Source organism: Marinobacter sp. bablab_jr008 (genome assembly GCF_016464145.1).
Taxonomy (GTDB): Bacteria; Pseudomonadota; Gammaproteobacteria; order Pseudomonadales; family Oleiphilaceae; genus Marinobacter; species Marinobacter nauticus.
Map to the genome: position 1 here is coordinate 19,041 of NZ_JACDWW010000061.1, position 25,104 is coordinate 44,144.

Here is a 25,104-nt window from a genome sequence, read left to right on the forward strand (position 1 = left end):
CAGTGCGGCACCCGGAGTTACAACCGCTCCGTAATACCCTCCACGACCTTATCCAGCGCACCCCGGTTCTTGTTGACCACCGCCAGAGCCCGCTCACCGTATGCCTTCAGCGCCTCCGGGTCGTCTATCAGTGAACAGATCGCCCGCGCCAGCTCATCCGCATTTTCGACCAGCTGGACACCCTGATCATCCAGTAAGCGCTGATAGATTGTCTCGAAATTAAACACATGAGTGCCGGAGAATACCGGAATGCCCCAGGCCGCAGGCTCCAGCGGATTGTGCCCTCCCCGCTCGATCAGTGAGCCGCCCACGAAGGCGAGGTCACTGGCTCCGTAAAGCATCATCAGCTCTCCCATGGTGTCGCCAAGATACACCTCCGCACCAGCGGGAGATGCTCCTGTTGACCGGCGAACCACGGAAAAGCCCTCGCCTTGAGCCATCTCAGCTACCGAATCAAACCGCTCCGGATGCCGGGGCACAATGATGAGTAAGGCATCGGCGTGCTGAGCCAGAATCTGGCGATGAGCCGCCAGCAATTGCTCGTCTTCTCCGGTGTGGGTGCTGCCGGCAATCCAAACGGGGCGCTCACCCAGGGATTTTCGGAAGCTGACAGAGGCCGCACGGACATCATCAGGAATATCCGCATCGAATTTTACGCTGCCGGTGACCTCAACATTACCCGGAGCCACTCCGATGCGGCGAAACCGCTCTGCGTCTTTTTCGGCTTGCGCAGCCACCCAGCTGATGCTTTTGATAATAGGTGCTGCCACGCCCCGAACCCGTTCATACCCCCGGGCAGATCGTTCAGACAGACGGGCATTGATCAGAAAAACAGGCACATGACGGTGTCGGCACTGGCGAATCATATTGGGCCAGATTTCCGTTTCCATGATCACCAGGATGCGGGGGTTAACCCGATTCAGGAAGCGCCGAATAGCCCCGGGCGTGTCGTAAGGGGCGTAGGCATAGGCTACCCTGTCACCAAACATCTTCCGGGCCTGGGCCAGCCCGGTATCAGTCATGGCAGTCATCAGGATGGTCGCACCCAGGTTACGGGCCAGCAGGCGCCGGACCATGGGGCCGGCGGCAATGGTTTCACCCACGGAAACTGCGTGAACCCAGATAACCGGCCCGTGCATCTCGGGCACCAGTCCCAGCCGGTGCTGCCAGTTCTGCCTCAAGGCCGGCGCCTTGCGGCCCTGCCACCAGAGCCGGACAAGGATAAACGGCAGGGCGAGCCGGATCAGCAGGGAATAGATAAACTGGAACACGCAGGACTCCCGGCAAAACAGTGCGTTATCATAGGGATAAATTTGTTGTGGACGGGCATCTTGCCCCCCGGTAAAACGTTTGTCGATGCAGGATTCACGATTTTGAAAAAGAAGTACCGCAAACTCCCCAGAAACACCGATTACTCAGCTTACCGCCATCCCCGCTGGTGGCCAACCTGGCTGGGCATTGCGGTGATGTGGCTGGCTGCGCAGTTACCTATCCGCTTTCAATGGTGGCTGGGAAAGATGATCGGCCTGGTTGCCTGGAAACTGGCGAAGAGCCGGCGACATATTACCGAAACCAACATCCGGCTGTGTTTTCCTGAGCTGAACAAGCACCAACAGGACGCACTGGTGCGCAATGCCTTTATCGCCAACGGTATTGGTGTGATGGAACTGGGCATTGCCTGGTTCCGAAACCCGGCCAAACTTACCGGCATCACGCAGGTGCATGGTGTGGAGCATCTTGAGAAGGCACTGGAAGGCGGCCACGGCGTGCTGCTTCTGGGCGGCCATTACAGCACGCTGGACCTGGGGGGCAGCCTGGTTACCGAGTTTATTGAAGCGGACGTGATGCAGCGGGACCACAACAACCCGCTGATGAACGCGGTGATGACCCGTGCCCGGGGCCGGCGCTATGGCACGGTGCTGGGCGCCAAGGACCTGCGCGGCTTGTTCAAGTGCCTGAAGCAGAATCACGCGGTGTGGTACGCCACCGACCAGGATTACGGCCGCAAAGACATCGTTTTTGCCCCTTTCTTCGGCATTCCGGCCGGCAGCATTACCGCCACGTCCCGGATTGTGGAGCGCAGCAAATGCAAGGTAGTGCCGTTCAGCCACTTCCGCCGCGAAGACAAACCGGGCTACGACATCTATTTCCAGCCGGCGCTGGAAAATTTCCCGACCGGCGATGACCTGCAAGATGCTACACGCATCAACGCCATTATCGAACAGGAAATCCGCAAGGCGCCGGATCAGTACCTTTGGATGCACCGCCGCTTCAAAACCCGGCCGGACAAAGACGACCCCGGCTTCTACGGCCGCAAACGCAAGAAAAAAGGCTAGTCCCTTGGAAGACGATGCGCAGGCGCCGGTCATCTGGCTGATTACCGACAACAAACCCGGCCACCGCAGCCAGTTGCGAGGCCTTGCCGGGCGTTTGCGCGCACTAACGGGCGCAAAGCTGTATTGGTTAAACGCTGCGGATTACACCGTGCCGCTCTGGCGGGCTTTGCTCGGGCTGGCTCCCACTATGGACAAGGCCTTGCCCCAACCTGACCTGATTGTTGCGGCGGGTTCCGGCACTCACCGGCTGCTACTGGCCCTGCGCCGGTACCGCAAGGCAAAAACACTGGTACTGATGAAACCAGCCTTTCCCCTTAACTGGGTAGATGGCGCCATCATTCCCGCCCACGACGACGTAAAACCTTCAAAAACCGTGCTGAACACGGAGGGCGTCATCAATGCAATCACGCCGCTGTCCGAACTGACCGGCAAGCCGAACGCACTCATACTCGTCGGTGGTCCCTCGGAGCACTTTGACTGGAACAACGACACAATCACCTCGCAGATCAGCGACCTGATTGCCCGATACCCCCGGTGGCACTGGACCATCAGCGATTCCCGCCGCACACCGGAGGCTCTTTACCGGAGACTGACGGAACTTCAAAACGAAAACATCTTGGTTGTTCACCACAGCCAGACCTACGACGACTGGCTGAAACACCAGCTGGAAACCTCCCGGGCTGTCTGGGTAACGCCAGACAGCATGTCCATGGTGTGTGAAGCCGCCACCTCTGGCGTTCCTACCGGCATTTTCGACCTGCCCCCCCAGGCGGGTAGCCGGGTGGTTAATGGCATTAGCCGTTTAGCCAGGCTCGGGCTGGTCGCCCACTGGAGCGACCATGCCAGTGTAATGGCAGAACACCAGCCACAACACCCGAGGCTATGGGAAGCCGATAGGGCAGCGCGCTGGATCATCGAGCGCTTTCCCCGCCTTCTCCAGTCCGGACAAAACAAGGAGCAACGACCGTGAAAATACTGCAGGCCTTACCCGCCTTGTACAGCGGCGGCGTGGAACGTGGCACCGTAGAGTTTGCGGCAGAACTGGTCAAACGTGGCCATCAGTCATTCGTGGTCTCCAACGGTGGACCAATGGCCGAACAGGTTCGCGGCCAGGGCTCGACTCATATCCACATGCCAATTCACCGTAAAACACCCGCCTCGTTCGGGCAGGTTTTACCAATGCGCAAACTGCTGCAAGAGCTCAAGCCGGATATTGTGCACGTGCGCTCAAGGATGCCCGCATGGATTATCCACCTGGCCCTGAAAACACTACCGCAACATGAGCGCCCAGCCATTGTCTCCACCTTTCACGGTATGTATTCCGTAAACCCCTACAGCGCCATCATGGCCAGGGCAGACCAGGTGATAGCGGTTTCCAATTGTGTCCGGGACTACGTACTGGAAAACTTTCCTGTTCCGGAAAACAAACTGACAGTAATCCAGCGCGGCGTAGACATTGACGCCTTCCGCAACCGCGCCATCAACGACCAGTGGCTTGATATCCTGCTATCGCGGTTTCCACAACTGGCTGGCAAGAAGATCATCATGATGCCCGGCCGGATTTCCCGCTGGAAAGGCCAGCTGCATTTCATGGAAGCCATGGCCAGAATCGTACGCCAACGGCCGGATTGTCACGGCATCATCGTTGGCGGCGCAGAGCCCGGTAAGGAAAGATTTCTGCAAGAGCTGGAAAAAGAACGCAGCCGCCTGGGCCTGACCGACAAGGTCACCTTCCTGGGGCAGCGCAATGACATGACCAACCTGTACCTGCTGGCCGATGTGGTGTGCCATATGTCCACCAAGCCTGAGCCGTTCGGGCGGACAGTAACCGAAGCCCTGGCGTCCGGCACACCGGTGGTGGCTTACAACCGGGGTGGCGCCGCAGAAACCCTGCAGGCCTGTTTCCGCGAGGGACTGGTTACGCCGGATGATACAGGGGCTTTCGCCAGTGCGGTGCTGGGCCTGCTGGATAAGCCCCGGCCGGAGATTGAGTTGCCGGAGCGGTTTTTGTTGCGGGCGCAGACGGAGGCCACGCTCGCCATCTATCAAAAACTGATGGCAGCGCGGCAGGATCTCACCCCGTGAATATTCTGATGCTGATGCTCTCGGACAATCCAGATACCGGCGGCATGGAAAAACACGCCCGTGAACTCTCCAGCGAACTGGCACGACTGGGGCACACGGTGACGTTGGCGGCTGCATCACAGCATCTCTCGGACCTTGAACCAGCGGTAAAAACGCGAGCATTGGATACAGGTGGCTCACGCAACTCTCCCTTTTTACTGCTCACCGTCCTTCGTCTAATCAGAGCCAACGGTTTCGATGTTATTCATGCACAGGGCACGAAAGCGGCCTTCGTTCTTCAGCGGCTGACACCTTTTACGAGAAGCCTGATGCGAGTAGCGACCATTCACGGCTTCAAGTCGCGCTACCCTAAAGCCGCTGCGTTTCACCAACTGATCGCCGTCAGTCAGGCCCTTGCAACGGACATCGCCCAACCGGGCGTTACGGTCATCTACAATGGCGTATCGGTTATTCCTCAGGCGCCAGCCCTGCTTCCCAAGGAAACAGAACGGCCGGTTTGGCTGGCCGTGGGCAGATTGGTGTCGGTCAAAGGCTTCGACTTTCTCATCAGAACCTTTCAGTATTGCCCGGGAACCCTGCTCATAGCGGGTGACGGGCCTGAGCGGCAGCGACTTGCGGATCTCATCAGCTCAACCCATCAGTCTGAGACGGTGAAGTTGCTTGGCTTCCGCTCAGACGTTCCCGCACTGATGGCTGCGGCAGATGGGGTGGTGATCAGCTCTGAAAGAGAAGGGTTTTCTTATGTGTGTGCAGAAGCGCTCTTGCTCGGTAAGCCCGTCATTTCAACCGACGTACCGATAGCCAACGAAATCTTGCCTGAAAAACACATCTTTCGTGGTGAAGACCCAAAGCGGTTTGCTGCTTATCTAAGCCAAGACACTTCAACATTGGTCGCCGAGCAGGCAGAAGCACAAGCATTTGCTGCTGATCAACTATCGCTTTCCAGCATGGCTAGCCAAACGCTGAATGTCTATCAGAGAGCTATCGCTAACCTTGTTTCAATACACTAATAATCTTCGCCGCAATCCGTTCATGCCCTGCGGCTGTCAGGTGAGTACCGTCCTCCATGAGAGTGAGGTCGCGATGCGCCCAGATATCCTCATAAACATCCACGTACATCACATTATCGTGGGATTCCGCAATCCTCGCTAATGCTTCGTTGTAGACTTTGATCCTTGGGTTGCGTGGCTCATCCAGGTTGGGCGCCGTTGCAACAAGAATAAAACGGGTCTTGGGCGCCGATACAATCACCTGATGAAGGTTATCCACGTATTCTGATAACGGTACCTGTTCAACAGCCCCCAAACGCTTTTGCAGCTGCCATACACGCGCCAGTTTCTTGAGCTTCTTAACCAGCTTTCTGGCCAGTTTACGCAAGGGGAAATCAGGGTAATAAAGCACATAGGGTGCCCCGCGAAACGTTAGCCAGGAGTCCACCAGACCATACTGGACAAAAGCAACAGCGTACTGTGACGCGGGGAAAGCACGATTGTACTCAAGCAGTTCACGAGTCGTGCTCATAGTGTGTCCGCAATTGGTCAGCTCAAGCGCTTCCGACTCACAAACAATCTGTGGCCATAAAGGGAAACATTCACCTTTAAGCCCTTCTGTGTTGCAATCCCCGTATGCTATTGCCCGATTCACTCTCTCGCCTCAACTAATGAAACCATGCTAGACCTGTCTGACAAGTTGCCGTTCGCGCAGGGCTACAATCGCCTGTGTTACGAACACCCGTTAGATTCAGCCCGCTGCCTGAAGATCGTTCGCCCCGAAAATATTGCAGCCCGCACCCAAAGGCAATCACGCCTCAAGCAGCTTTTAGGAACCAATCGGCTCAACGATAACACCCAGGAGATCATCGCGCACAATCAGCGTGCCATACGAGAACTGCTCGCTAAAGGTCGCGAAGATCTTGTCTGGTCGCATCTGCCAAGGTTCTATGGAAGCGTGCAAACTTCCCTTGGCGAGGCCAATGAAAGCGAACTGATTCGTTGTGCTGATGGCAATGTTGCGCCAACGCTCGAAACACTGATGCAAGACCATGGCCTGACACCGGAACTGGAAACAGGCATCAGAGAATTTCTCGACTGGCTGAAACAAACCCGAATACTCACCAGAAACCTGCTCCCTCATAACCTGGTCGTCACGGATCGGATTGGCCGCACTCAATTGTTTCTGGTGGATGGTCTCGGGGCGCCAACGATCCCCCAGGCGCTGGCGCCGCTACCGGGCTGGAGTTCACATTACATAGATAGAAAGATCGACAGGTTCAGAAAACGACTGGCCTGGGAACAAAACGGCGAAGGTCTATCCTGGGAAGATTTCCAACGCCTAAGATAAAACCGTTAAGATCTGCGTGTTAACATATAGTGTCAGTGATTCTTAGCCGAATTGGCAACAATTCAACACCCTGGAGCGCGCACATGATTCACCCCGTCATTATGGCCGGAGGCACCGGCTCTCGCCTTTGGCCGTTATCCAGGCAACTGAACCCCAAGCAGTTCCTGAAACTGACGGACCAACATCTATCCATGCTGCAGCTGACCGTGGCGCGGCTGGATGGTATGGAATCCGCCGATCCACTCCTGATCTGCAATGAAGACCACCGTTTTCTGGCGGCTGAGCAAATGCGCCAGGCGGGCTACAAAGATGCCCGAATTATTCTGGAGCCTTGTGGACGCAACACGGCACCGGCCATCGCTCTGGCAGCCCTGCAACTGGTCAAGAACATCGATGAAAACCAGAACCCGCTGATGCTGGTTCTGGCCGCAGACCACCTGATCAAAGATATCGCTGCGTTCCAGAGCGGCATCCAGAAAGCCATACCCCTGGCTCAGCAGGACAAGCTGGTGACCTTCGGCATAGTACCCGGCCATGCGGAAACCGGTTACGGCTACATCCAGCAAGGCCCGAAATTGGCGGACGACAGCTTCAGCGTTAGCCGGTTTGTAGAGAAGCCCGACCAGACTACCGCGGAAGAATACCTCGCATCCGGTGATTACCTCTGGAACAGTGGCATGTTCCTGTTCGGCGCCCGCACCTACCTTCAGGAACTGCAGAAACACCGCCCGGACATTCTTGCGATCTGCCAGGCAGCGCTGGACGACGCCAGCGAGGATCTGCACTTCACCCGCGTGAATGAAAGCGTATTCGCCGAGTGCCCGGAAGATTCCATCGATTACGCCGTGATGGAAAAGACCGATAACGCCGCCGTGGTAGCGCTCGATGCCGGCTGGAGCGATATCGGCTCCTGGTCCGCCTTGTGGGAAGTTTCCGAGAAAGACAGCTGCGGAAACGCATTCAGCGGTGATGTCATTGCCCATAACACAGAGAGCACTCTGGTCCGGGCAGACAGCCGCCTTGTGGCCACGGTTGGCGTGAAAGATCTGGTGATCATTGAAACCAAAGACGCCTTGCTGGTCGCCCATAAAGATCAGGTCCAGGATGTCAAAAAGGTGGTTGAACGCATCAAGAATGATGGTCGACACGAGCACATGAATCACCGGGAAGTCTACCGGCCCTGGGGTGTATATGATTCCATCGATAATGGCCACCGCTACCAGGTGAAACGCATCACCGTGAAGCCCGGCGCCAAGCTGTCTGTCCAGATGCACCACCACCGGGCAGAACACTGGATTGTCGTCAGCGGCACCGCAAAGGTAACCAATGGCGAGGAGTCGTACCTGGTGACCGAGAACCAGTCCACTTACATACCGGTCGGCCAGATCCATTGCCTTGAAAACCCCGGCGTTATTGATCTGGAACTGATTGAAGTGCAGTCCGGATCCTATCTGGGCGAAGACGATATTGTACGATTCGAGGACCGGTACGGCAGATCATGAGCAAATTCAAGTATTACCTGATTGCCGGCCTGTTGCGGATGGTTAGCTATTTACCCCTGGGAGCCGCACAGTTCATCGGCAAATGGCTGGGGCTCCTGGCCTGGAAACTGGGCGGCAGGCCAAAGAAGATCACCGACATCAATCTGGACATCTGCCTGCCGGAACTCACCGAAGAGCAGCGCAGGGACCTTTCCAGAGACTCCCTGGCCCACACCGGCATGACGGCCCTGGAAATTCCGCTGATGTGGGAGTGGCCCGTAGATAAGTGCCTTGGGTTGATCAAGGAAACGGAAGGCCTGGAGCTGGTTGATGAGGCCCTGGCGACCGGCAAAGGATTGATCTTGCTCGCGCCCCACCTTGGCAACTGGGAGCTGGCCGGCCTGTTTTTCTCTTCCCGCTATAAGATGGCCGCGCTATATAGCCCTCCGCACATCAAGGAATTCGAAGATTACATGATTCGGGTGAGGGGGCGCCTGGGCTCCGAACTGGTACGCGGCGACCGTAAAGGCCTGATGCGCCTGATGGGCATTTTGAAGGAAGGTGGCGTAGCCGGCATTCTTCCCGACCAGTCTCCCCGGGGCAAAACCAACGCCTACGCGCCCTTTTTTGGCATGGACGTGATGACCATGACCCTGGTCGGCAAGTTGGTACAGAAAACCGGGGCCAATGTTCTGGTGACCTACGCCGAGCGCCTGCCCAACGGCGAAGGCTTCAAGATTCTGGTCACTCCGGCGGAGCCTGGCATTGGTGCCGATGATGCAGTGGCCGGCGCCACCGCATTGAATCAATCCGTGGAAAAGGTGGTACGAATGGCCCCTGAACAGTACCAGTGGGAGTACAAACGTATGCGGCACCGGCCGCCGGGGAACCCGAATCCTTATAAGCCCGGGCAGATTTGCGACTAACCGCCCGGCTGCCAGGAACTACCTTAGGATTGCAAGGTTGCGGAGTAGAGTCCCAGGTAACGCTCCGCTACCGACGCAGGGCTGAACGCTGTTAATCCAGCCTGGGCAGCGTCTGCGAAAGCGGCGGCCTGCTCTGGGTTATCGAGGATAAACTGAATCGCCGAAGCCAAAGCCTCCGGGTCACCCGGAGATACCAGAAGACCATTCGCTTTATCGGAGATCAGATCAGGAATGCCTCCGGCTTTGGCCCCAACCACCGGCACACGATGTTGCATGGCCTCAAGAATCGTTGAGCCAAGCCCCTCGGAGAGTGAGGGGAACACGAAGACATCCAGAGCTGCCAACCAATCCCCGACGTTATCTTTATGCCCCAGAAAACTGACGTTGGGCAAACCCTGTGCCTGGGACTTGAGCCACTGTTCATCTGGCCCTTCTCCCAGGAAAATGAACTGCACGTCTGGCCTGAGGCTGCCCAGCAAACGCGCTGCCTCAATCGTGATGTGATAACCCTTGTGCTTCAGGAGGCGCCCCACTTGGCCAACCAGGCGTTTGGCGGGATACTGCTGCCGGATAGCTTCGACGGCGTCTGGTGCGGCGGGAAAGCCTGAGAAACTCGAGGGAATGATGACAGTGTCCACGCGGCCCAGTCGCTGTTGTACAACTGATTCAATGGCCGAACTCAGGCAGACGACGGTCGCGGCTCCGCCATAGGCCGCAGACGTCAGGCGCCCGGTTCCGATGGGATTATCGACTCGCCGTGTTACGACGTAAGGCGTTCTACGCAGGCGGGACTCGATCCAGGCCCAGTAGACTGATTTACCGTCGTGGCAATGAACGAGGTCCCAATCCCCCTTGCCGTGGCCCAGCAGAAAATGTGCAGTCTCTCGCCTACCGAGCGATTGGATGCTTTCCAGCTCAGCCCATAGACGACTCCCCGGCCGGGCCACCAGCGATTGCTGAATGCCACGCTTCGCCAGCTCCCGAATCAGGTTTACGGTCTGTCGCTCACCGCCGGAAAAACCTCCGGCCAGATTTACGTGGCAAATGTGCATACCAACTCGGCCCCGTCGATGTTTTAATGGCGGCAGTGTAAGAGATCGACCATGAAAAGGACATAACACTGTGAAGCTACTTGTAATCAGCTCCTATGTAGATACCTGGAACTCTGTTCGGCCAGAAGCCGAAATGCTGATCGGGCTGGCAAAATTGGGTGTCGAAGTTGAGCTGATGACACAACCGGATGCGGAGTACCGCTCCCGATTTGAAGAAAACGGCATCAAGGTACACGGTTTCCATCCCCGAAAGAAAATAGAGCCTGAAGCCATTCGTCGAATTCGTCACCTCCTGATCGAAGGCAAGTTTGACGCCGTGTACTGCTTTAACAACAAAGCCATCGCTAACACCAACCTTGCGGCAATCGGCCTGCCAGTCAAAGTTATGACCTATCGAGGCCAAACCGGCAATATCAGCCGCTGGGACCCAAGTGGCTACCTGACCCACTTAAGCCCACGGGTGGATCGAATTATCTGCGTTTCCAAAGCAACCCGCGATGACCTACAAAAGCACGTCTGGGGCAACAAAGACAAAGTTTGTACGGTCTATAAAGGCCACGATCTCGACTGGTACCAGGATACTCCGGTAGACCTCAAACAATTCGGCGTACCGGATGGCGCCTTTGTGGTTGGGTCGGTGGCAAATATCCGCCCCAGAAAAGGACTGCCAATTCTGCTGAAAGCCACACACCTTTTACCCGCGGACAGCAACATCCACCTATTGCTCGTGGGCCGGGGAATGGACAATCCAGAGGTTCAGGCTCTAATCCAGGCCAGCCCGATGGCCGACAGAATTCACCTGACTGGATTCAGAAAAGACGCGCCAGCCATCATTGCGTCCTGCCAGGTATCCGTGCTGGCTTCGACCAAACGCGAGGGGCTTCCAAAAACGGTGATTGAAGCTATGGCCTATGGCGTTGCACCAATCGTCAGCGATACCGGAGGAAGTGCGGAGCTCATTGAAGATGGCGTTTCCGGCATACGCGTAACGCCCGGTAGCGCTGAAGAAATTGCTGCAGGCATTCAGCGGCTGCATGAATCCCCAGAACTATGCGCAAATATGGGCCAAAGCGCTCGAGATAGAATCGCCTCGCACTTTCACGTACAGCATTCGTCTGAAGCCCTTTTGAAGGTGCTGAGGGAAACCGTCAACGGCGAGTTTTAATCCAGAGTGCTGCGTATTTGTTGAAGGCATAAATGGCGGTGGTGACGGCCAGCAAAAACCCATGCCGGCCGTCCAGAAAACCCCTTTGAAGCAGATACTTCCGGACAAATGCGCCTAAACTGTGGGTGCAGGCGGAAAACAGTGAGGCTTTCTTGCCACGGCGGGCCCGCCCCTCGGCCCAATCCTCCGCATAGCGGACGGATTTCGCCATGTAATCCGGGAAATTGGTCGCGGTATAGTGCAACAAATCCCCGTCAAGCGTTTCTACGCTGGCATCGGGACAGTGCACCTTTTCATGCACCAGAGCATTGTCATACCCGTATTCTTCACGGCGGTACAACCGGACCACTTTGTCGGGATACCAGCCAGAGTGCCGGATGAAACGACCAAAAAACCACGACAACCGCTTTACCTGAAACACCTTCTTCGCCGGAGCCTGTTCGATGGCGCGCTGAATGGAGGAGGCCAGTTCCGGGGTGACCACTTCGTCGGTATCGATCCAGAACAACCACTCGCCCTGCGCGTGGCTTTGGGCCCTCTGACGCTGCGGACCAAAGCCTGGCCAGTCGTCCGATTGGAAAATGCGCGCGCCGAATCTCTCGGCGACAGACAACGTATCGTCTGTCGAACCGGAATCCAGAATCACAATCTCATCGGCGAACGCCAGACTCTCAAGGCATTTGGCAAACTCAGGCCCTGCGTTCTTAGTGATCAGTACCGCGCTCAGTTTCACTGGCACGCCTCCAGAACCCGCTGCACGGAAATACCGGTCAAGCAGTTGTAATGGCCAAAACGGCAGGTTCGCTCAAAGCAGGGACTACACTCCACCGGATGCCGGACAATCGTCGCCTTATCCGTCAGTGGCGGTGTGAAATCCGGGCTGGTGGAACCGTAGATGGCAACCACATCAGCACCAGAAGCGGCGGCCACGTGCATCAAGCCGGAATCGTGACTGACCACTTTGCGGCAATGACTGAACAGGTCCACGGTATCTTCCAGGCGGGTTTTGCCACAAAGATTGAACACGCCCTCCTGACCATTGGCAATCTGCTCACCCGGCTCCACATCTTTCGGACCGCCCATAACCCAGACCTGAAAGCCCTGCTGCACCAGTTTTTCAGCGAGCGCCCGGTGGTTTTCAAGAGGCCACTGCTTTGCTGGGCCGAACTCCGCACCGGGGCAGATGGCAATGGCGGGGCGTTCCGGGTCCAGGCCCAGTTTACCCATCACGTCGTTCAGGTTCGCTTTGTCAATCGTCAGTGACGGTTGTGGCACATCAAACTGATAGTTCTCGTAATCCGCCTTGCTGGCCCCAAGCCCCATGTAACGCCACACGGTTTTGTCGGTGATGATAGAGCCGTCTCGGGTCGGGCGTCTGCGCCGGGCATCGGTCAGTAGAATCGAGCGCCCTTCCCCACTGAAACCAACTCGCTCGGGAATGCCTGCAAAGAAAGGGATCAGAGAGGACTTGAACGAACGCGGCAGGACAATCGCTTTATCGTATCCTTTCAGCGTTCGGGCCAATCGCCACTGGGCCTTCAGGGCCAGCTCACCACTTTTCCAGGGTGCCGCGATGCCTGTGTTGACCTCAGGCATACGGGCGATGATCGGGAGCGACCACCCGGGAGCCAGCACGTCGATTTTTGCTTGCGGGTCCTGTTGTTTGAGGGACATGAACAGCGCCTGAGCCATAACCATGTCACCCACCCAAGACGGGCCAACCACCAGATATTTCATCGATCCAGCCAAGCCAGGTAGGCCGCTACACCATTGGCAACGTCGGTGAACGAATCGGTATAGCCCGCATCACGCAACGCACTGACATCCGCCTGGGTAAAGCTCTGATAACGGCCTTTCAGCTCATCCGGGAAAGGGATGAACTCCACCTTGCCCTTACCGTGGTATTGGATGACCGCCTCGGCCACCTCCAGGAACGACTGGGCACGGCCAGTGCCCAGATTGAAAATGCCGGACTGGTCCGGATTATCATAGAACCACAGGTTCACCTTGCACACGTCGTCTACATATACAAAGTCACGCTGTTGCCCACCGTCAGAATAGCCATCCCAACCTTGGAACAGCTTGGGATTCTGGCCAGCTTTGATCTGTTCGTGCAGGTGATAGGCCACGGACGCCATCTTGCCCTTGTGCTGCTCTCTGGGGCCGTAGACGTTGAAGTAACGGAAGCCGACAATCTGGCTACGGGCAGACGGCAGAATCGTGCGCACGTACTGGTCAAACTGCCACTTGGAATAGCCATAGACGTTCAGTGGCCGTTCGCACTCGCGCGCTTCCCGGAACTCATCGCTGGCGCCGTAGACCGCCGCACTGGAGGCGTAGAGAAAAGGCACTTTGTGGTCCAGGCACCAATGCAGCAACACCTTGGAGTAGGTGTAGTTGTTCTCCATCATGAACTTGCCGTCCCACTCGGTGGTGTCTGAACACGCCCCTTCGTGGAAGATCGCCCGGATGCCCACCGGCAGGTCATTCGCCTTAACCCGCTCCAGGAACTCGCCTTTGTCCATGTAATCGGTGATATCCAGTTCCGCCAGATTACGGAAATAGGTGCCGTCGGTCAGATCGTCAACAACGAGAATGTCTGTCTCGCCACGCTGATTAAGTGCGTGGACAATGTTCGCTCCGATGAAACCGGCACCGCCAGTGACGACAATCATGGTAAGGCTCCTGAAAATTCCGTGCGGGCGGGCCTGACAACGGCCCGGAATATGGCTGCCATCTTAACCTCTTTTACCCATAGCTAAAACCGCCAAAACCATTCACATCAGTGGCGAAGAACACTGTGAACACTGCATTAACAGCCGTTTAGTACGGAAAAAAGCATATGGGACGCCTTAAGCCACCATGGTACACTTTGCGCCTTCTAGCCGGTGCCGTGAAACACCGGCGCGCCCAGATGAAAGCTAACACCGGAGGCTCCCATGTCCCAGCCAAGCAGCTACCTCGCCACTCTGGAACGGCACCGCAAAACCTTTGCAGTGATGGAAGAACACCAGGAAGCCGTCGAGCAACTGTTGGAGCTGACGCGCCAAAGCCTGAAACTGGGCGGCAAGATCATTTTCTTGGGCAACGGCGGCAGTGCTGCAGATTCGCAGCATTTGGCGGCCGAGTTTATGGTCCGCTATAAAAAAGAGCGCGGCCCCCTGGCCTCCATCGCCCTGACCACAGACACGTCCATTCTGACAGCACACCCGAACGACTACGAATTCGAGACCGTATTTGAGCGACAAGTTCTGGGCCTGGGAAAGCCTGAAGATCTGGTGATCGGCCTGACCACCTCCGGCCAGAGTGAGAACATCAACCGGGCCCTGAAAGCTGCCAACGACATGGGCGCCGCAACCGTTGCTCTGACCGGCCGGGATGGCGGCAAGGTAAAAGACATCGCCAGGCTGTCCATCATCATCAACAGTGACGAAACCGCCCGCATCCAGGAGGCCCATATGTTCATCGGCCACTGGCTGTGTGAAGCAATGGATGAGGTGGTGCTGTCGGGAGGCCTTGACTGATGCTTGATCTGGCCCGGCTGGACCAGCTTCAGAACGCCTCTGTGCTGGTGATTGGCGATGTCATGCTCGACCGCTATTTCATTGGTGACACCAACCGCATTTCACCGGAAGCACCGGTGCCGGTGGTACGTGTCGCCCACACAGAAGACCGGGCCGGCGGTGCCGCCAACGTTGCCAGAAACATCGCCCACCTTGACGGCCAGGCCGCCATTCTCGGAATCATCGGCAACGACACAGACGGTCGTTTGCTGAAAGATCTTCTAGTCAAGGAAAAGGTCCATTCCGAGCTCCTGGAACTGGACGACGCACGCACCATATCCAAAACCCGTATTATCTCCCGCCATCAACAGATGGTTCGGCTAGACATGGAAGACACCTTTCCCGTCGCCCAGGCCGAAAGCGTCAAGCAGCGTTACGGCGAACTGGTTGAGCAATACAATACCGTCATCATCAGCGACTACGCCAAAGGCACCCTCGCCTGTGTTGGTGACCTGATCCAGGCTGCGCGAAAGGCCGGCAAGCAAGTGCTGGTGGACCCGAAAAGCAAAGACTTCTCACTGTATCGTGGCGCAACCGTCATCACCCCGAACCTGACCGAATTCAAGGCGGCCGGTGGGGATGCCTCGTCCGATGAAGCGATGCTGAGTTCTGCCCGCGCCATGCTGGCCGAAGCGGGTATCGATACCATGCTGCTGACCCGTAGCGAACAAGGCATGAGCCTGATAACCCAGACTGAACATCACCATTTCCCGGCGGAAGTCCTGGAAGTGAGTGACGTCACCGGTGCCGGTGACACCGTGATCGCCACTCTGGGCACCTTGCTGAGCGCCGGGTTTGATCTGAAAGACGCCGCCTGGCTGTCCAACCTTGCGGCTGGCATTGTGGTCGCCAAACTAGGCGCCGCAACCGTTTCCCCGGAGGAACTGGCTGCCCGCGCCAGCCACCAGTGGTCGGCCAAGACCAGCGGCTACCACCCCAGTGTCGAGCAGAGCCTGCTGCACATTGATTACGCCCGACAACAGGGCGAACGGATTGTCTTTACCAACGGTTGCTTCGACATCCTGCACGCCGGCCATGTGCGCTACCTGGCCCAGGCCCGGGCGCTCGGTGACAGACTGGTTGTCGGGCTGAACTCCGATGCCTCCGTGCGTCGCCTGAAGGGCGAGGAGCGCCCGGTGAACTCGCTGGAAGACCGGATGGAAGTGCTATCCGCCCTGGCCTGTGTGGACTGGGTCATCCCCTTCGGTGACAACACTGAGGAGAACGACACCCCGGAGCAACTCATCAAACGGGTGAACCCGCAGGTGCTCGCCAAAGGCGGCGACTACTCAATCGACACCATCGTCGGCGCGGACTTTGTTCAGGAAAACGGCGGTGAGGTTGCCATTCTGCCCACGGTTGAAGGCCGTTCCACCACCGGGCTGATCAAGAAAGTTCGAGGCTGATTTGTCTGCGCCACGCTCCATCTGCCTGCTGCGCCTGTCGGCCATTGGTGACACCTGCAACGCCGCTGCAGTAGTTCATGCTATCCGGCAGCATTACCCGGAAGCTGAGATCACTTGGGTGATCGGCAAGGCTGAAGCCGCACTGATGGCGGGCATGGACGGCGTCAACTTTGTCGTGTTTGACAAGAAGCAGGGCATGGCCGCGTACCGCAACCTTCGACGCCAGCTCCAGGGCAAACAATTTGACGCCCTTCTACTCATGCAAGTCGCCCTGAGAGCGAATCTCGCCAGCTTGTGTATTTCCGCCAAGCGACGAATCGGCTACGACAAAGCCAAAAGCAAAGAGCTGCACAGCCTGTTTATCAACGAACGGGTTGAGCCGACCGACAAGGTGCATGTGTTAGATAATTTTCGACAGTTCCAGAAATCGCTGGGCATTCCTCTTGAAGCCCCCGCCTGGAACATTCCGGTGAATGCGAAAGACCGGGACTGGGCCAAAACCCAGCTCGACCCCGGTACCCGCAAACACCTGATCATCACCCCCGCCGCCTCGAACGCCGAGCGGAACTGGCTGCCTGAGCGCTACGCGGCCGTTGCCGACCACGCCGCCAGCCTGGGCTTTTCGGTTTATCTTTGTGGCGGCCCGGGAGAGCGTGAGAAGGAATTGGCTGCCAACATTCAGGCCCACGCCAAACACCCCATACGCAACATGGTTGGCCTGTCGAGCCTGAAGCAGCTGTTCGCCCTGATTGGCGAAGCAAGCCTTGTACTGGCACCAGACACCGGCCCCGCACACATGGCCGTTGCCGCCGGCACGCCGGTTATTGGCCTCTATGCCCACAGCAACCCGAAACGCACCGGCCCCTACCTGTGGCAGGAATACGTGGTAGATGCCTATACCTCCGCACTGAAGCAGATGCGAGGGGAAACGCCGGAACAAAGCCGCTGGGGCCAGAGGCTCAAGGGCGCAGAGTTGATGGAAAACATCACGACAGAACAGGTTATCGACATGTTGGACCGCTGTATTCAGGAACAGAACCTATGACCAACAAAGCCGTATTTCTGGACCGCGATGGCGTGATCAACGTGGATCACGGCTATGTTTATCGCAAAGAAGATTTCGAGTTTGTAGACGGGATTTTTGAAGCCTGCCGGCATTTTCAGGAAAGGGGCTACCTGTTGATTGTCGTCACCAATCAATCCGGCATTGCCCGAGGTATGTACTCCGAAGCCCAATTCCAGGAACTCACAGATTGGATGGTGGAACGCTTCAAGGAACAGGGCGTGACCATCTCCAAGGTTTATCATTGTCCGCATCATCCGGATTTCGAACCTGCAGGTGAACGAGACTGTGACTGTAGGAAGCCGAAGCCGGGGATGATATTGAGGGGGATTGAGGAGTTTGAGCTGGACCCGGCGGAGTGCATTATGGTCGGGGATAAACCAAGTGACGTTGCAGCAGCGGAACGAGCCGGTATCGGCACAAAGGTAAGGGTGTTGACCGGCAGCCTCTTTGTGACGTTGCCGAACAACGAGGCCTCACTATCTCTGCTAACGCATGTTGACCAGATTATCCACGATAGATCATCGGTCTAGTGTGATTACATAAGACCAAATAGAAAGCTAAGGAGCGGGAATGCTACATCAGCCTTCAATTGAGATTTCTGGCAATTCGGGATGCACCGTAAGGCTGCTTACTCATGACCAGCGAATCATGGTTGAAAAAGAATGCGCACTCCCGTCGTATATTCCGCGTCTCCAGGCACAAATTCGCAAACAAAACGACTTCCGACACGCACTTACGAACCCTGCCATAATAGTCCCAGAACTCTATGATGAAGCGGATAATCCCGGCCTCTATTCCGCACGAATGGAATTTCTACCCTACCTGAACTTCATCGACTTCCTTGGCGTTTGTTCCGTACCTGCGTTAATGCAAAGTATCAAAGCAATCGAAGGCTTCATCGATCACAACCTGCGAACCGACTACCAAACAGTTAATACGTCGGCTTTGTTAAAGCTGGATGAAATCTCTCGCAACATTTCAGGGGAGCCTCAAAAACAAGAGATCGACCAGCTCTTCGGGAATAAATTGCGAGACCGATTAACAAAAAAAGAAATTAATATTCCGAATGGTTGGTGTCACGGCGATTTTACCCTGTCCAACATCGTTTTTTCTGCCAATGGTAATTGCATCGGCCTATTCGATTTCCTGGACAGCTATATCGACTCCCCAATCATGGACCTAGTCAAGCTCCGGCAGGATACGCACCTTCACTGGTCTCTCACCAAGTCCAAAAAACCGATCTCTCATCTTCGAGTCTGCCAAGGGCTTCGGCAGTTGGATATATTCGCAAAACGTAAGCTATCAGCTCTCGGAATCTCCGGGAAAGAGTACAACATACTCCAATCTGTCAACGTTCTAAGAATTTTGCCATACGCCAACGACACAACCACTTTAAATTTCATTCAAACATCCCTGAAGACTCTGGAGGACTAAATGCATCTAATTCTACCAGTTGCTGGAAGCTCATCACGGTTCCCAGACATGAAACCCAAATGGCTCCTTACTCACCCAAGGGGCCACATGATGATTGTTGAAGCAATCAAAAAACTGGATCTGGATAAATTTGAAAGTATCAACTTGATCTGCTTACAGGAGCATGAAGACAAACATTCCGTAAGAGTCGCGATTGAGACTCAGTTTGATGAAATTGGCCACAGAGACAAACTTCGTTTTATCATGCTGGAAGAACGCACACGGAACCAGCCCGAGACGGTTTATCAAGGACTCAAGGCTGCGGGCATCAACGGTCCAATATTCATTAAAGACTCTGACAACCAGTTTTCTGCTCCCGTTAAGGAGGGAAACCACGTCTGCTGTCTGGACCTCCACGAGCTAGAAACCGTTAATGCACGAAACAAAAGCTATATAGACATTGATGAGTATGGCTTTGTGCAAAATATTGTTGAGAAAAAGATCGTTAGCTCAACATTCTGTGTGGGAGGCTACGTTTTTGAGTCAGCCCAAACCTTTATGGACACTTATGAAAAGCTGAGCAGCGACTCGCCCGACCTTTACATATCTAATATTATCTATCAGATGCTCCTGGACGGCCATACGTTCAACGCCCTGCATAGTGAAGATTATTGTGACTGGGGAACGATTCGCGAATGGAATCAATATAAGGCTCAATACTCTACGCTCTTCGTAGACCTTGATGGAACCTTGGTAGAGAATTCGGCTCAATACAACTCACCGTATTGGGGTGAAACCGATGGCATAACAAAGAACATTCAGGTCCTGAACAAACTTCACAAATCTGGAAAGGTCCAGATAATTATCACTACATCGCGGAAGGAAAGCTTTCGGGAAGCAACCATCAAGCAACTTGAGCGCCTAAATATTCCTTACGACGATATTATTTTTGGCCTGGTGCATGGCCGAAGAATCGTAATCAACGATTACGCCCGAACAAACCCTTTCAAGAGCTGCGACGCGATAAATATCAAACGTAATAGCGACGACCTAAAAGAAATGCTTGAAGAGTCTATTGGCTTTGATATTGGCATATAAAACCTGATACGAGCATTCGAATGAGCGACTTTTCTGACATTAGCGTGGTTGTCCAAGGCCCTGTGCAGAGCTTTCAGGACCGTGAACAAGAACCAGGCATTACCCAGAAATGCCTGGAGTCAGTTCGGCAGCACCTTCCTGGTAGCACGCTGATTCTCTCAACATGGCCCGGCCAGGAACTCGCTGGGCTCGATTACGATCGGCTCGTCATATCTGAAGATCCCGGGTCTAATGTCAGGTTTTTTGGAAGGGACGGCGCGCCACATCGCTTCAACAATAACAGGCAGATAGTATCAACACGTGAGGGCTTGAGAGAGGTCACCACGAAATACGCGGTCAAATTACGTAGTGACAACTATCTGACGGGAAACAACTTCGTAGCTCTGCAACGTGAATACCCCAAAAGAACCTCAACGCATTGCTTTCTGAAAGAGAGAGTTGTCGTCTCAAACGTATTCACCAGACAGTACGCTAAAGGATTCCGGGTACCCTTCCATCTCTCTGACTTTTTCTATTTTGGCTTAACCGAAGACCTGAGAACCCTTTGGGATCTCGATCTTTTTGAGGATGCCCAAGACCCTATTCACGATAATGAAGGTGCCCTGTACAAAAGTTATCCGCCCGATTGCACTCAGATGTTCTGGATAAAGGCCCTGCAGAAATTTGACACTTCAATACATGTCAACGAGTTACTTGATCGATCAGCCAGCCGGCTGGAGCAGTCTGACCTTTGTTTCGCCAACAACCTGGTAATAGCCTCCCCTGCCGACCTCGGCTTGGGGCTTTGCCAGAAGTTTCTCGGAACCGCCCGAATCTCACGTACCAAAGGGCAATGCGCCCAGTGGCAACACTGGGAGTGGCAAGAGATTTATCGCCGTTACTGCGACCCGGATTTCCCTAAAGCACCGGCTTCAGTGAAGGCAAACCTGTTTCTGAAACGCTTGGTCCATGTGCATCCTGTCAAGCTGGAGACCATCGTCAAGCTCTACAAAAACAGACGCAGCAGTGAGTCAGGCGGCATCAAATGACCCCAGCACAACATGGCCTGGCATCCGCCCTCAAGTATTTACTGCTTATCGTCATTGGCACCTTCCCTGCACTCAGCGTCATCGTTGATGGATACGGCAGTGCCCTTTGGTATCTTTTGGGGCTCGCCGGAATCGTCTCATTTGCGATCAGCGCCAACGTTCGCAGGAGACTTTGCTTTGAACCAAAGGCCCTGCTATTCGTTGCCGCACCTTTTCTCTTCTTTATGTGGTCAATCATTATTTACTGGCTCGTTGATCCCAGCGATTTCGCAAAATCCCGTGTGGAGCGACACGCCCTGCTCTTGATCAGCATTCCTGTCATCGCACTCCTGTTTCACGCGCGGTTCCGGGCAAAGGATCTGTTACTGAGTTTTTCGCTGAGCGGTCTGGTGTTTCTGGCGTATTGGATTGTGCACGACGGCGAGGGCAGGTTAGACGGACTGGTTCATGCCATCCATTTTGGCAATATCGCCCTTATTACCTTGATACTCTGCGTTGGAGGATTACTCACCCAGAGCAAGCGTCACTGGTATGTGATAGCCGCGATGGGAAGTGTTGGCGCACTGATAGCCTTTATGGAGTCCGGATCCCGGGGCGGCCTGGTTGCTTTGTTTCTGGCACTTCTCGCCATTGGATTCTGGTTCAGTGTTACCCGAAACCAAATCCGTTACTTTGTCATTACACTCGCTCTCGTCGCTTCGGTTGCCATCGTCTCAGTCAAATTTGTTGACCCAATATCCGAACGATACGAGTTAACCCTGAATGAGATTGATAAGTTCTCAGAAGGTCAGATGTATACCTCCATGGGAATGCGCCTACTCATGTGGGATGCCGCGATGAACGTTGTCACCGAGGCCCCTTTTATTGGCTCAGGTTTCTCGGGATACCGAACGGAAATCCTGACCCGGATTTCCGAAGGGCAACTAAAACCACTCATGTCAGATTTCTCTTCCGAGCCACACAATCAATACCTGTATCAGCTTGCCTCTCACGGCCTGATAGGTCTGTTTCTTCTACTTTTGATTCTGACCCTTCCCTTGTTCTACTTGGCCACACCTCGCCCTGGCAGCCATCTGAACCACCATATTCTGCGTGTTACGCTGGCTGTGATTTTTCTATCGTTCATCTTCTTTGGACTTACCATCACTCTGTTTGATCAGAGGAGAATTCTTCAGAACTTTGGGTTGTATTATGCTGTCGCAGCCTGGTTCATCTGTAACACCTATAGGGAGCGTCCACATTGAGAGCCATCATCGCTATCAGACAAATCCAAAGACACACCGGTGCGGTTAGGTGCGTGATTGAACATTGCAAGTACCTCAAGGCTATGGGCTATGACATTACGATTATTGCAGAACGCTATAACCGGGAAATCCTGGATGAGTGTGGAGCGGATTTTGTTCGCATCATGCGGTGGCCCATCAAAGGCGCCTATCGCCGAACCTGGTTTGATAAGCGTGTACAACACTGGCTGAGAGCAAACCCCTACGACCTCTTTTTCAGTCATGGTGACAGCCACAGCAATGACATCCTGGTGATGCACAACTGTGTCAGATTGCATGAAGAAACATGCGGCACACCTGAACTTGATGTTGCAGCATTCCATGACTCCGTCATCTCGGCAGGAGATTATCGGGCGCTCATCACCAACTCCAAGCTTATGGCCGATGATTTCCAGCAGCGATATTCAGTGCCCAACGACAAACTACGAGTTTTCTATCAGGGCGTTGACACCAGTCTGTTCAACGTGTCTGACAAAGAAGCACTCCGGTGTAAAGCTCGCCGAGAACTGCAGCTCCCTGAAACATCCAAGGTTGTTGGACTGATCACCTCCGGAGACTTTACCAAACGAAACGTTCGTTTCTTTCTGGAGGTCGCCGGATTTCTTGCAGCAAACACATCCTTTCCGATTGAATTCCTTGTCGTGGGGAAATCCAACAGTACTCGTTTTGCCGACCAGATATCAGTAAACGGCCTGCAGTCCCGGATTCGATTTATCGACCCGGTACCAAACGTCCACGAACTGTTTCATGCCTTGGATTTGCACATATTCCCCGCCTTACTGGAAGAATATGGCCGTGTAGTTCTGGAGGGGCTGGCCTGTGGAGTGCCTACAATCGCAAGTGACAACGTCGGCGTCGCTGAGTTGATGCAGGATCACTCAGTGCCAGAGGTAATCAGTGGCTACAACCTGGAGGAGTGGGGTAAAGCCGCGCAGAACATGCTGACAGACCCTGACGCAGGAAAGCGAGCTAGTCAGGCGGCGGCAAGTCTTGCCCAACAGTATTCAATGGTAAACCAAAAACAGGCTATGGCGGATCTATTGAGCTCTCTCATCAAACGTTAGTGGAGGCGTTGTACCCCTCAAGGAAAAACTGCCATTCACGCTCCAGCTCTTCGCCATAAGCCTTATTCAGGGAACGCTTCAACCGATCTAGCGTATTACCTTTCCAGGAAGTCCGATAAGGGGTTCGGGAGCGCAGCTCACCTTTATCAAAGTCTATCAGGTGGGTTGAAGTCTCTCCGACCAGGATGTTGAAACAGTTCAAATCCGCGTGATACAAACCCGCATCATGGAATTGACGAATCACTTGCCCGATTTCGCGCCAACGGGTTGCGTCCAGGGACAGAGCAACATCCCCTAATGGGCGAACACCTTGCAAGCGTTCGATGATAATGGCCGAGGAGTAAAGTACCCCCTTGCGCTGGTACACAACAGCCACGGGCTTAGGAACAGGAAGCCCCAAAACACGGAGCTGGACTAACAGTCGGAATTCAACGAACGCGCGCACGCGCACCTCGCCTGCGTATAGGTACCGATCACGTATCAGCTTTCCGACCAATCCTCCCCGACGGTAATGGCGAAGCACCCAATGTTCCGGGCTGCGCTCAACAAACCAGGCACTCCCACGCCCTCCCGACGAAACCGGCACCGCGCGCTCACCCCAATAATCAGGGTCAAACCAATCAGGGTCGAACTGGTCTGCCCACTCGGGCGCCACTAGTGCGTTGATGCCATCGCGTTTTATGTGCACTTCCGTATCTGAGCCCACCACAGAACCTCTCACAAGGCCATTCACAACAACTCTAATAAAAAAGCCGCCCCACTGGAAACTTGGGGCGGCTCCTTCACTGATCCAACACGATTACCCGGTTAGCGAACTGCCGTCAGCCACTCCTGGTGCGCAGCCAGCTTACCCTTCACCGCATCAAAATACATACTCTGCAGCTTCTCGGTAATCGGGCCACGCTTGCCTTCGCCAATCTGACGTCCGTCCAGTTCACGGATTGGCAGCACTTCAGCGGCGGTGCCGGTGAAGAAGGCTTCTTCAGCAATGTACACTTCGTCGCGAGTGATGCGGCGTTCTTTCACCACCAGGCCAAGGTCTTTGGCGAAGTCGATGATGGTGGCGCGGGTGATGCCGGCCAGGCAGGAGGTCAGTTCCGGGGTGTGCAGCTCACCGTTGCGAACGATGAAGATGTTCTCGCCGGAGCCTTCCGCCACGTAGCCTTCGTTGTCCAGCAACAGGGCTTCTTCAGCGCCGCCGGAAATGGCTTCGTTCAGGGCCAGCATGGAGTTGATGTAGTTGCCGTTGGCCTTCGCCTTACACATGGTGATGTTCACGTGGTGGCGAGTGTAAGAAGAAGTGCGCACCTTGATGCCCAGCTCCTTGGCTTCTGGCGACATGTAAGACGGCCAGCTCCAGGCGGCAACCATCACGTGCACCTTCAGGTTGTCGGCACGCAGCCCCATACCTTCAGAGCCCAGGAATGCCATCGGGCGCAAGTAAGCTTCATCAAGATTGTTTTCCCGCACCGCGGCACGCTGGGCTTCATTGATCTCGTCCTTGGAGAACGGCATCTTCATGTTCAGGATGTGCGCTGAACGGAACAGGCGGTCGGTGTGTTCTTTCAGGCGAAAAATTGCCGGGCCATTCGCGGTGTTATAGGCACGCACGCCTTCAAAGCAACCCAGGCCATAGTGCAGGGTGTGGGTGAGGACGTGGGTTTTGGCTTCCCTCCAGGGAACCATTTCACCATCCAGCCAGATAAGGCCATCGCGATCAGCCATCGACATTCTGTTCTGCTCCTGAGTAAGCGGTTTTCGGGGAACTGGCATTCTAGCAGCAAACGCTGCCCGAAAT

Annotated in this window: 25 protein-coding genes; 17 read left to right on the top strand and 8 right to left on the bottom strand. The window is 55.1% G+C overall.

All coding sequences use genetic code 11. The features are described 5' to 3' along the window. Positions 1–17: 17 nt before the first annotated feature. Positions 18–1,271, bottom strand: coding sequence for a lipid IV(A) 3-deoxy-D-manno-octulosonic acid transferase (waaA, locus tag JIF53_RS11555; protein WP_153741304.1), 1,254 nt, complete (start codon positions 1,269–1,271; stop codon positions 18–20). A gap of 102 nt (positions 1,272–1,373) precedes the next feature. Here waaA and lpxL point away from each other — a divergent pair, with 102 nt between their 5' ends. The 4 genes from lpxL to JIF53_RS11575 are packed head-to-tail and all read left to right on the top strand — an operon-like array spanning position 1,374 to position 5,431. Then, complete coding sequence (gene lpxL, locus JIF53_RS11560) at positions 1,374–2,336, top strand: LpxL/LpxP family Kdo(2)-lipid IV(A) lauroyl/palmitoleoyl acyltransferase (RefSeq protein WP_199452536.1); 963 nt, start codon at positions 1,374–1,376, stop codon at positions 2,334–2,336. A 4-nt stretch (positions 2,337–2,340) separates the two neighbouring features. After that, positions 2,341–3,306 (top strand): mitochondrial fission ELM1 family protein, encoded by a 966-nt coding sequence (locus JIF53_RS11565; protein ID WP_199452537.1) that lies wholly within the window; start codon positions 2,341–2,343, stop codon positions 3,304–3,306. Beyond that, on the top strand, positions 3,303–4,421 hold the full coding sequence (locus tag JIF53_RS11570; protein WP_199452538.1) for a glycosyltransferase family 4 protein: 1,119 nt from the start codon (positions 3,303–3,305) through the stop codon (positions 4,419–4,421). The genes JIF53_RS11565 and JIF53_RS11570 overlap by 4 nt, the downstream gene beginning before the upstream one ends. Then, positions 4,418–5,431, top strand: coding sequence for a glycosyltransferase (locus JIF53_RS11575; protein WP_011784316.1), 1,014 nt, complete (start codon positions 4,418–4,420; stop codon positions 5,429–5,431). The genes JIF53_RS11570 and JIF53_RS11575 overlap by 4 nt, the downstream gene beginning before the upstream one ends. Here JIF53_RS11575 and JIF53_RS11580 read toward each other — a convergent pair. Continuing rightward, on the bottom strand, positions 5,409–6,065 hold the full coding sequence (locus JIF53_RS11580; RefSeq protein WP_011784315.1) for an SGNH/GDSL hydrolase family protein: 657 nt from the start codon (positions 6,063–6,065) through the stop codon (positions 5,409–5,411). The two genes, JIF53_RS11575 and JIF53_RS11580, sit on opposite strands and share 23 nt — an antisense overlap. Positions 6,066–6,089: 24 nt before the next feature. Between JIF53_RS11580 and JIF53_RS11585 the strand changes: the two genes are divergently transcribed. The 3 genes from JIF53_RS11585 to JIF53_RS11595 all read left to right on the top strand — a co-directional run bounded on the left by JIF53_RS11585 (position 6,090) and on the right by JIF53_RS11595 (position 9,168). Then, complete coding sequence (locus JIF53_RS11585; protein WP_011784314.1) at positions 6,090–6,761, top strand: YrbL family protein; 672 nt, start codon at positions 6,090–6,092, stop codon at positions 6,759–6,761. Between the two features lie 83 nt (positions 6,762–6,844). After that, entirely contained in the window at positions 6,845–8,263 is a 1,419-nt protein-coding gene (locus JIF53_RS11590) for a mannose-1-phosphate guanylyltransferase/mannose-6-phosphate isomerase (RefSeq protein ID WP_011784313.1), read from the top strand. After that, complete coding sequence (locus tag JIF53_RS11595) at positions 8,260–9,168, top strand: lysophospholipid acyltransferase family protein (protein ID WP_011784312.1); 909 nt, start codon at positions 8,260–8,262, stop codon at positions 9,166–9,168. Before JIF53_RS11590 ends, JIF53_RS11595 begins: the two co-directional genes overlap by 4 nt. Before the next feature lie 23 nt (positions 9,169–9,191). Here JIF53_RS11595 and JIF53_RS11600 read toward each other — a convergent pair whose 3' ends face one another. Further along, on the bottom strand, positions 9,192–10,220 hold the full coding sequence (locus JIF53_RS11600; protein WP_199452539.1) for a glycosyltransferase family 4 protein: 1,029 nt from the start codon (positions 10,218–10,220) through the stop codon (positions 9,192–9,194). Between the two features lie 70 nt (positions 10,221–10,290). On the opposite strand from JIF53_RS11600, the gene JIF53_RS11605 reads away from it, so the two are divergent. Further along, entirely contained in the window at positions 10,291–11,385 is a 1,095-nt protein-coding gene (locus JIF53_RS11605) for a glycosyltransferase family 4 protein (RefSeq protein ID WP_113880419.1), read from the top strand. Here JIF53_RS11605 and JIF53_RS11610 read toward each other — a convergent pair. The 3 genes from JIF53_RS11610 to rfaD are packed head-to-tail and all read right to left on the bottom strand — an operon-like array spanning position 11,369 to position 14,060. Then, complete coding sequence (locus tag JIF53_RS11610) at positions 11,369–12,118, bottom strand: glycosyltransferase family 2 protein (protein WP_199452540.1); 750 nt, start codon at positions 12,116–12,118, stop codon at positions 11,369–11,371. The genes JIF53_RS11605 and JIF53_RS11610 overlap by 17 nt on opposite strands. Then, on the bottom strand, positions 12,115–13,122 hold the full coding sequence (gene waaF / locus JIF53_RS11615; protein WP_199452541.1) for a lipopolysaccharide heptosyltransferase II: 1,008 nt from the start codon (positions 13,120–13,122) through the stop codon (positions 12,115–12,117). Before waaF ends, JIF53_RS11610 begins: the two co-directional genes overlap by 4 nt. Beyond that, positions 13,119–14,060, bottom strand: a complete 942-nt coding sequence (gene rfaD / locus JIF53_RS11620; protein ID WP_022989914.1) for an ADP-glyceromanno-heptose 6-epimerase — start codon at positions 14,058–14,060, stop codon at positions 13,119–13,121. Before rfaD ends, waaF begins: the two co-directional genes overlap by 4 nt. A 264-nt stretch (positions 14,061–14,324) precedes the next feature. Between rfaD and JIF53_RS11625 the strand changes: the two genes are divergently transcribed. The 9 genes from JIF53_RS11625 to JIF53_RS11665 are packed head-to-tail and all read left to right on the top strand — an operon-like array spanning position 14,325 to position 23,306. Then, entirely contained in the window at positions 14,325–14,909 is a 585-nt protein-coding gene (locus JIF53_RS11625) for a D-sedoheptulose-7-phosphate isomerase (RefSeq protein ID WP_199452542.1), read from the top strand. After that, the gene (gene hldE, locus JIF53_RS11630; protein ID WP_416225938.1) at positions 14,906–16,354 is read left to right on the top strand and encodes a bifunctional D-glycero-beta-D-manno-heptose-7-phosphate kinase/D-glycero-beta-D-manno-heptose 1-phosphate adenylyltransferase HldE; all 1,449 of its coding nucleotides are present in this window, start codon (positions 14,906–14,908) and stop codon (positions 16,352–16,354) included. Before JIF53_RS11625 ends, hldE begins: the two co-directional genes overlap by 4 nt. A 1-nt stretch (position 16,355) precedes the next feature. After that, the gene (locus JIF53_RS11635) at positions 16,356–17,399 is read left to right on the top strand and encodes a glycosyltransferase family 9 protein (RefSeq protein WP_199452544.1); all 1,044 of its coding nucleotides are present in this window, start codon (positions 16,356–16,358) and stop codon (positions 17,397–17,399) included. Next, positions 17,396–17,950, top strand: coding sequence for a D-glycero-beta-D-manno-heptose 1,7-bisphosphate 7-phosphatase (gmhB, locus tag JIF53_RS11640; RefSeq protein WP_199452545.1), 555 nt, complete (start codon positions 17,396–17,398; stop codon positions 17,948–17,950). The genes JIF53_RS11635 and gmhB overlap by 4 nt, the downstream gene beginning before the upstream one ends. A gap of 40 nt (positions 17,951–17,990) precedes the next feature. Further along, positions 17,991–18,854, top strand: a complete 864-nt coding sequence (locus JIF53_RS11645; RefSeq protein ID WP_199452546.1) for an aminoglycoside phosphotransferase family protein — start codon at positions 17,991–17,993, stop codon at positions 18,852–18,854. 48 nt (positions 18,855–18,902) lie between these two features. Further along, entirely contained in the window at positions 18,903–19,931 is a 1,029-nt protein-coding gene (locus JIF53_RS11650; RefSeq protein ID WP_228285539.1) for a hypothetical protein, read from the top strand. 20 nt (positions 19,932–19,951) lie between these two features. Beyond that, positions 19,952–20,959: a WavE lipopolysaccharide synthesis family protein gene (locus tag JIF53_RS11655; RefSeq protein WP_194841924.1), complete on the top strand. Its 1,008-nt coding sequence runs from the start codon at positions 19,952–19,954 to the stop codon at positions 20,957–20,959. Continuing rightward, positions 20,956–22,203, top strand: a complete 1,248-nt coding sequence (locus JIF53_RS11660; RefSeq protein ID WP_153741290.1) for an O-antigen ligase family protein — start codon at positions 20,956–20,958, stop codon at positions 22,201–22,203. The genes JIF53_RS11655 and JIF53_RS11660 overlap by 4 nt, the downstream gene beginning before the upstream one ends. Next, a complete protein-coding gene (locus JIF53_RS11665; RefSeq protein WP_153741289.1) occupies positions 22,200–23,306 on the top strand; it encodes a glycosyltransferase family 4 protein in 1,107 nt (368 codons plus the stop codon). Before JIF53_RS11660 ends, JIF53_RS11665 begins: the two co-directional genes overlap by 4 nt. Here the strand turns inward: JIF53_RS11665 and JIF53_RS11670 are convergent. Next, a complete protein-coding gene (locus tag JIF53_RS11670; protein ID WP_323127174.1) occupies positions 23,296–24,012 on the bottom strand; it encodes a 3-deoxy-D-manno-octulosonic acid kinase in 717 nt (238 codons plus the stop codon). The genes JIF53_RS11665 and JIF53_RS11670 overlap by 11 nt on opposite strands. Before the next feature lie 101 nt (positions 24,013–24,113). Further along, positions 24,114–25,037 (bottom strand): branched-chain amino acid transaminase, encoded by a 924-nt coding sequence (locus JIF53_RS11675; protein ID WP_199452548.1) that lies wholly within the window; start codon positions 25,035–25,037, stop codon positions 24,114–24,116. Positions 25,038–25,104 lie beyond the last annotated feature (67 nt).

Bases quoted from the DNA above. Each gene is read 5' to 3' on its own strand.
- gmhB (WP_199452545.1), top strand. From the start codon at position 17,396: ATGACCAACAAAGCCGTATTTCTGGACCGCGATGGCGTGATCAACGTG.
- JIF53_RS11600 (WP_199452539.1), bottom strand. From the start codon at position 10,220: ATGCACATTTGCCACGTAAATCTGGCCGGAGGTTTTTCCGGCGGTGAG.
- JIF53_RS11655 (WP_194841924.1), top strand. From the start codon at position 19,952: ATGAGCGACTTTTCTGACATTAGCGTGGTTGTCCAAGGCCCTGTGCAG.
- JIF53_RS11645 (WP_199452546.1), top strand. From the start codon at position 17,991: ATGCTACATCAGCCTTCAATTGAGATTTCTGGCAATTCGGGATGCACC.
- JIF53_RS11625 (WP_199452542.1), top strand. From the start codon at position 14,325: ATGTCCCAGCCAAGCAGCTACCTCGCCACTCTGGAACGGCACCGCAAA.
- rfaD (WP_022989914.1), bottom strand. From the start codon at position 14,060: ATGATTGTCGTCACTGGCGGTGCCGGTTTCATCGGAGCGAACATTGTC.
- JIF53_RS11595 (WP_011784312.1), top strand. From the start codon at position 8,260: ATGAGCAAATTCAAGTATTACCTGATTGCCGGCCTGTTGCGGATGGTT.
- JIF53_RS11660 (WP_153741290.1), top strand. From the start codon at position 20,956: ATGACCCCAGCACAACATGGCCTGGCATCCGCCCTCAAGTATTTACTG.
- JIF53_RS11590 (WP_011784313.1), top strand. From the start codon at position 6,845: ATGATTCACCCCGTCATTATGGCCGGAGGCACCGGCTCTCGCCTTTGG.
- JIF53_RS11675 (WP_199452548.1), bottom strand. From the start codon at position 25,037: ATGTCGATGGCTGATCGCGATGGCCTTATCTGGCTGGATGGTGAAATG.
- JIF53_RS11650 (WP_228285539.1), top strand. From the start codon at position 18,903: ATGAAACCCAAATGGCTCCTTACTCACCCAAGGGGCCACATGATGATT.
- JIF53_RS11585 (WP_011784314.1), top strand. From the start codon at position 6,090: ATGCTAGACCTGTCTGACAAGTTGCCGTTCGCGCAGGGCTACAATCGC.
- waaF (WP_199452541.1), bottom strand. From the start codon at position 13,122: ATGAAATATCTGGTGGTTGGCCCGTCTTGGGTGGGTGACATGGTTATG.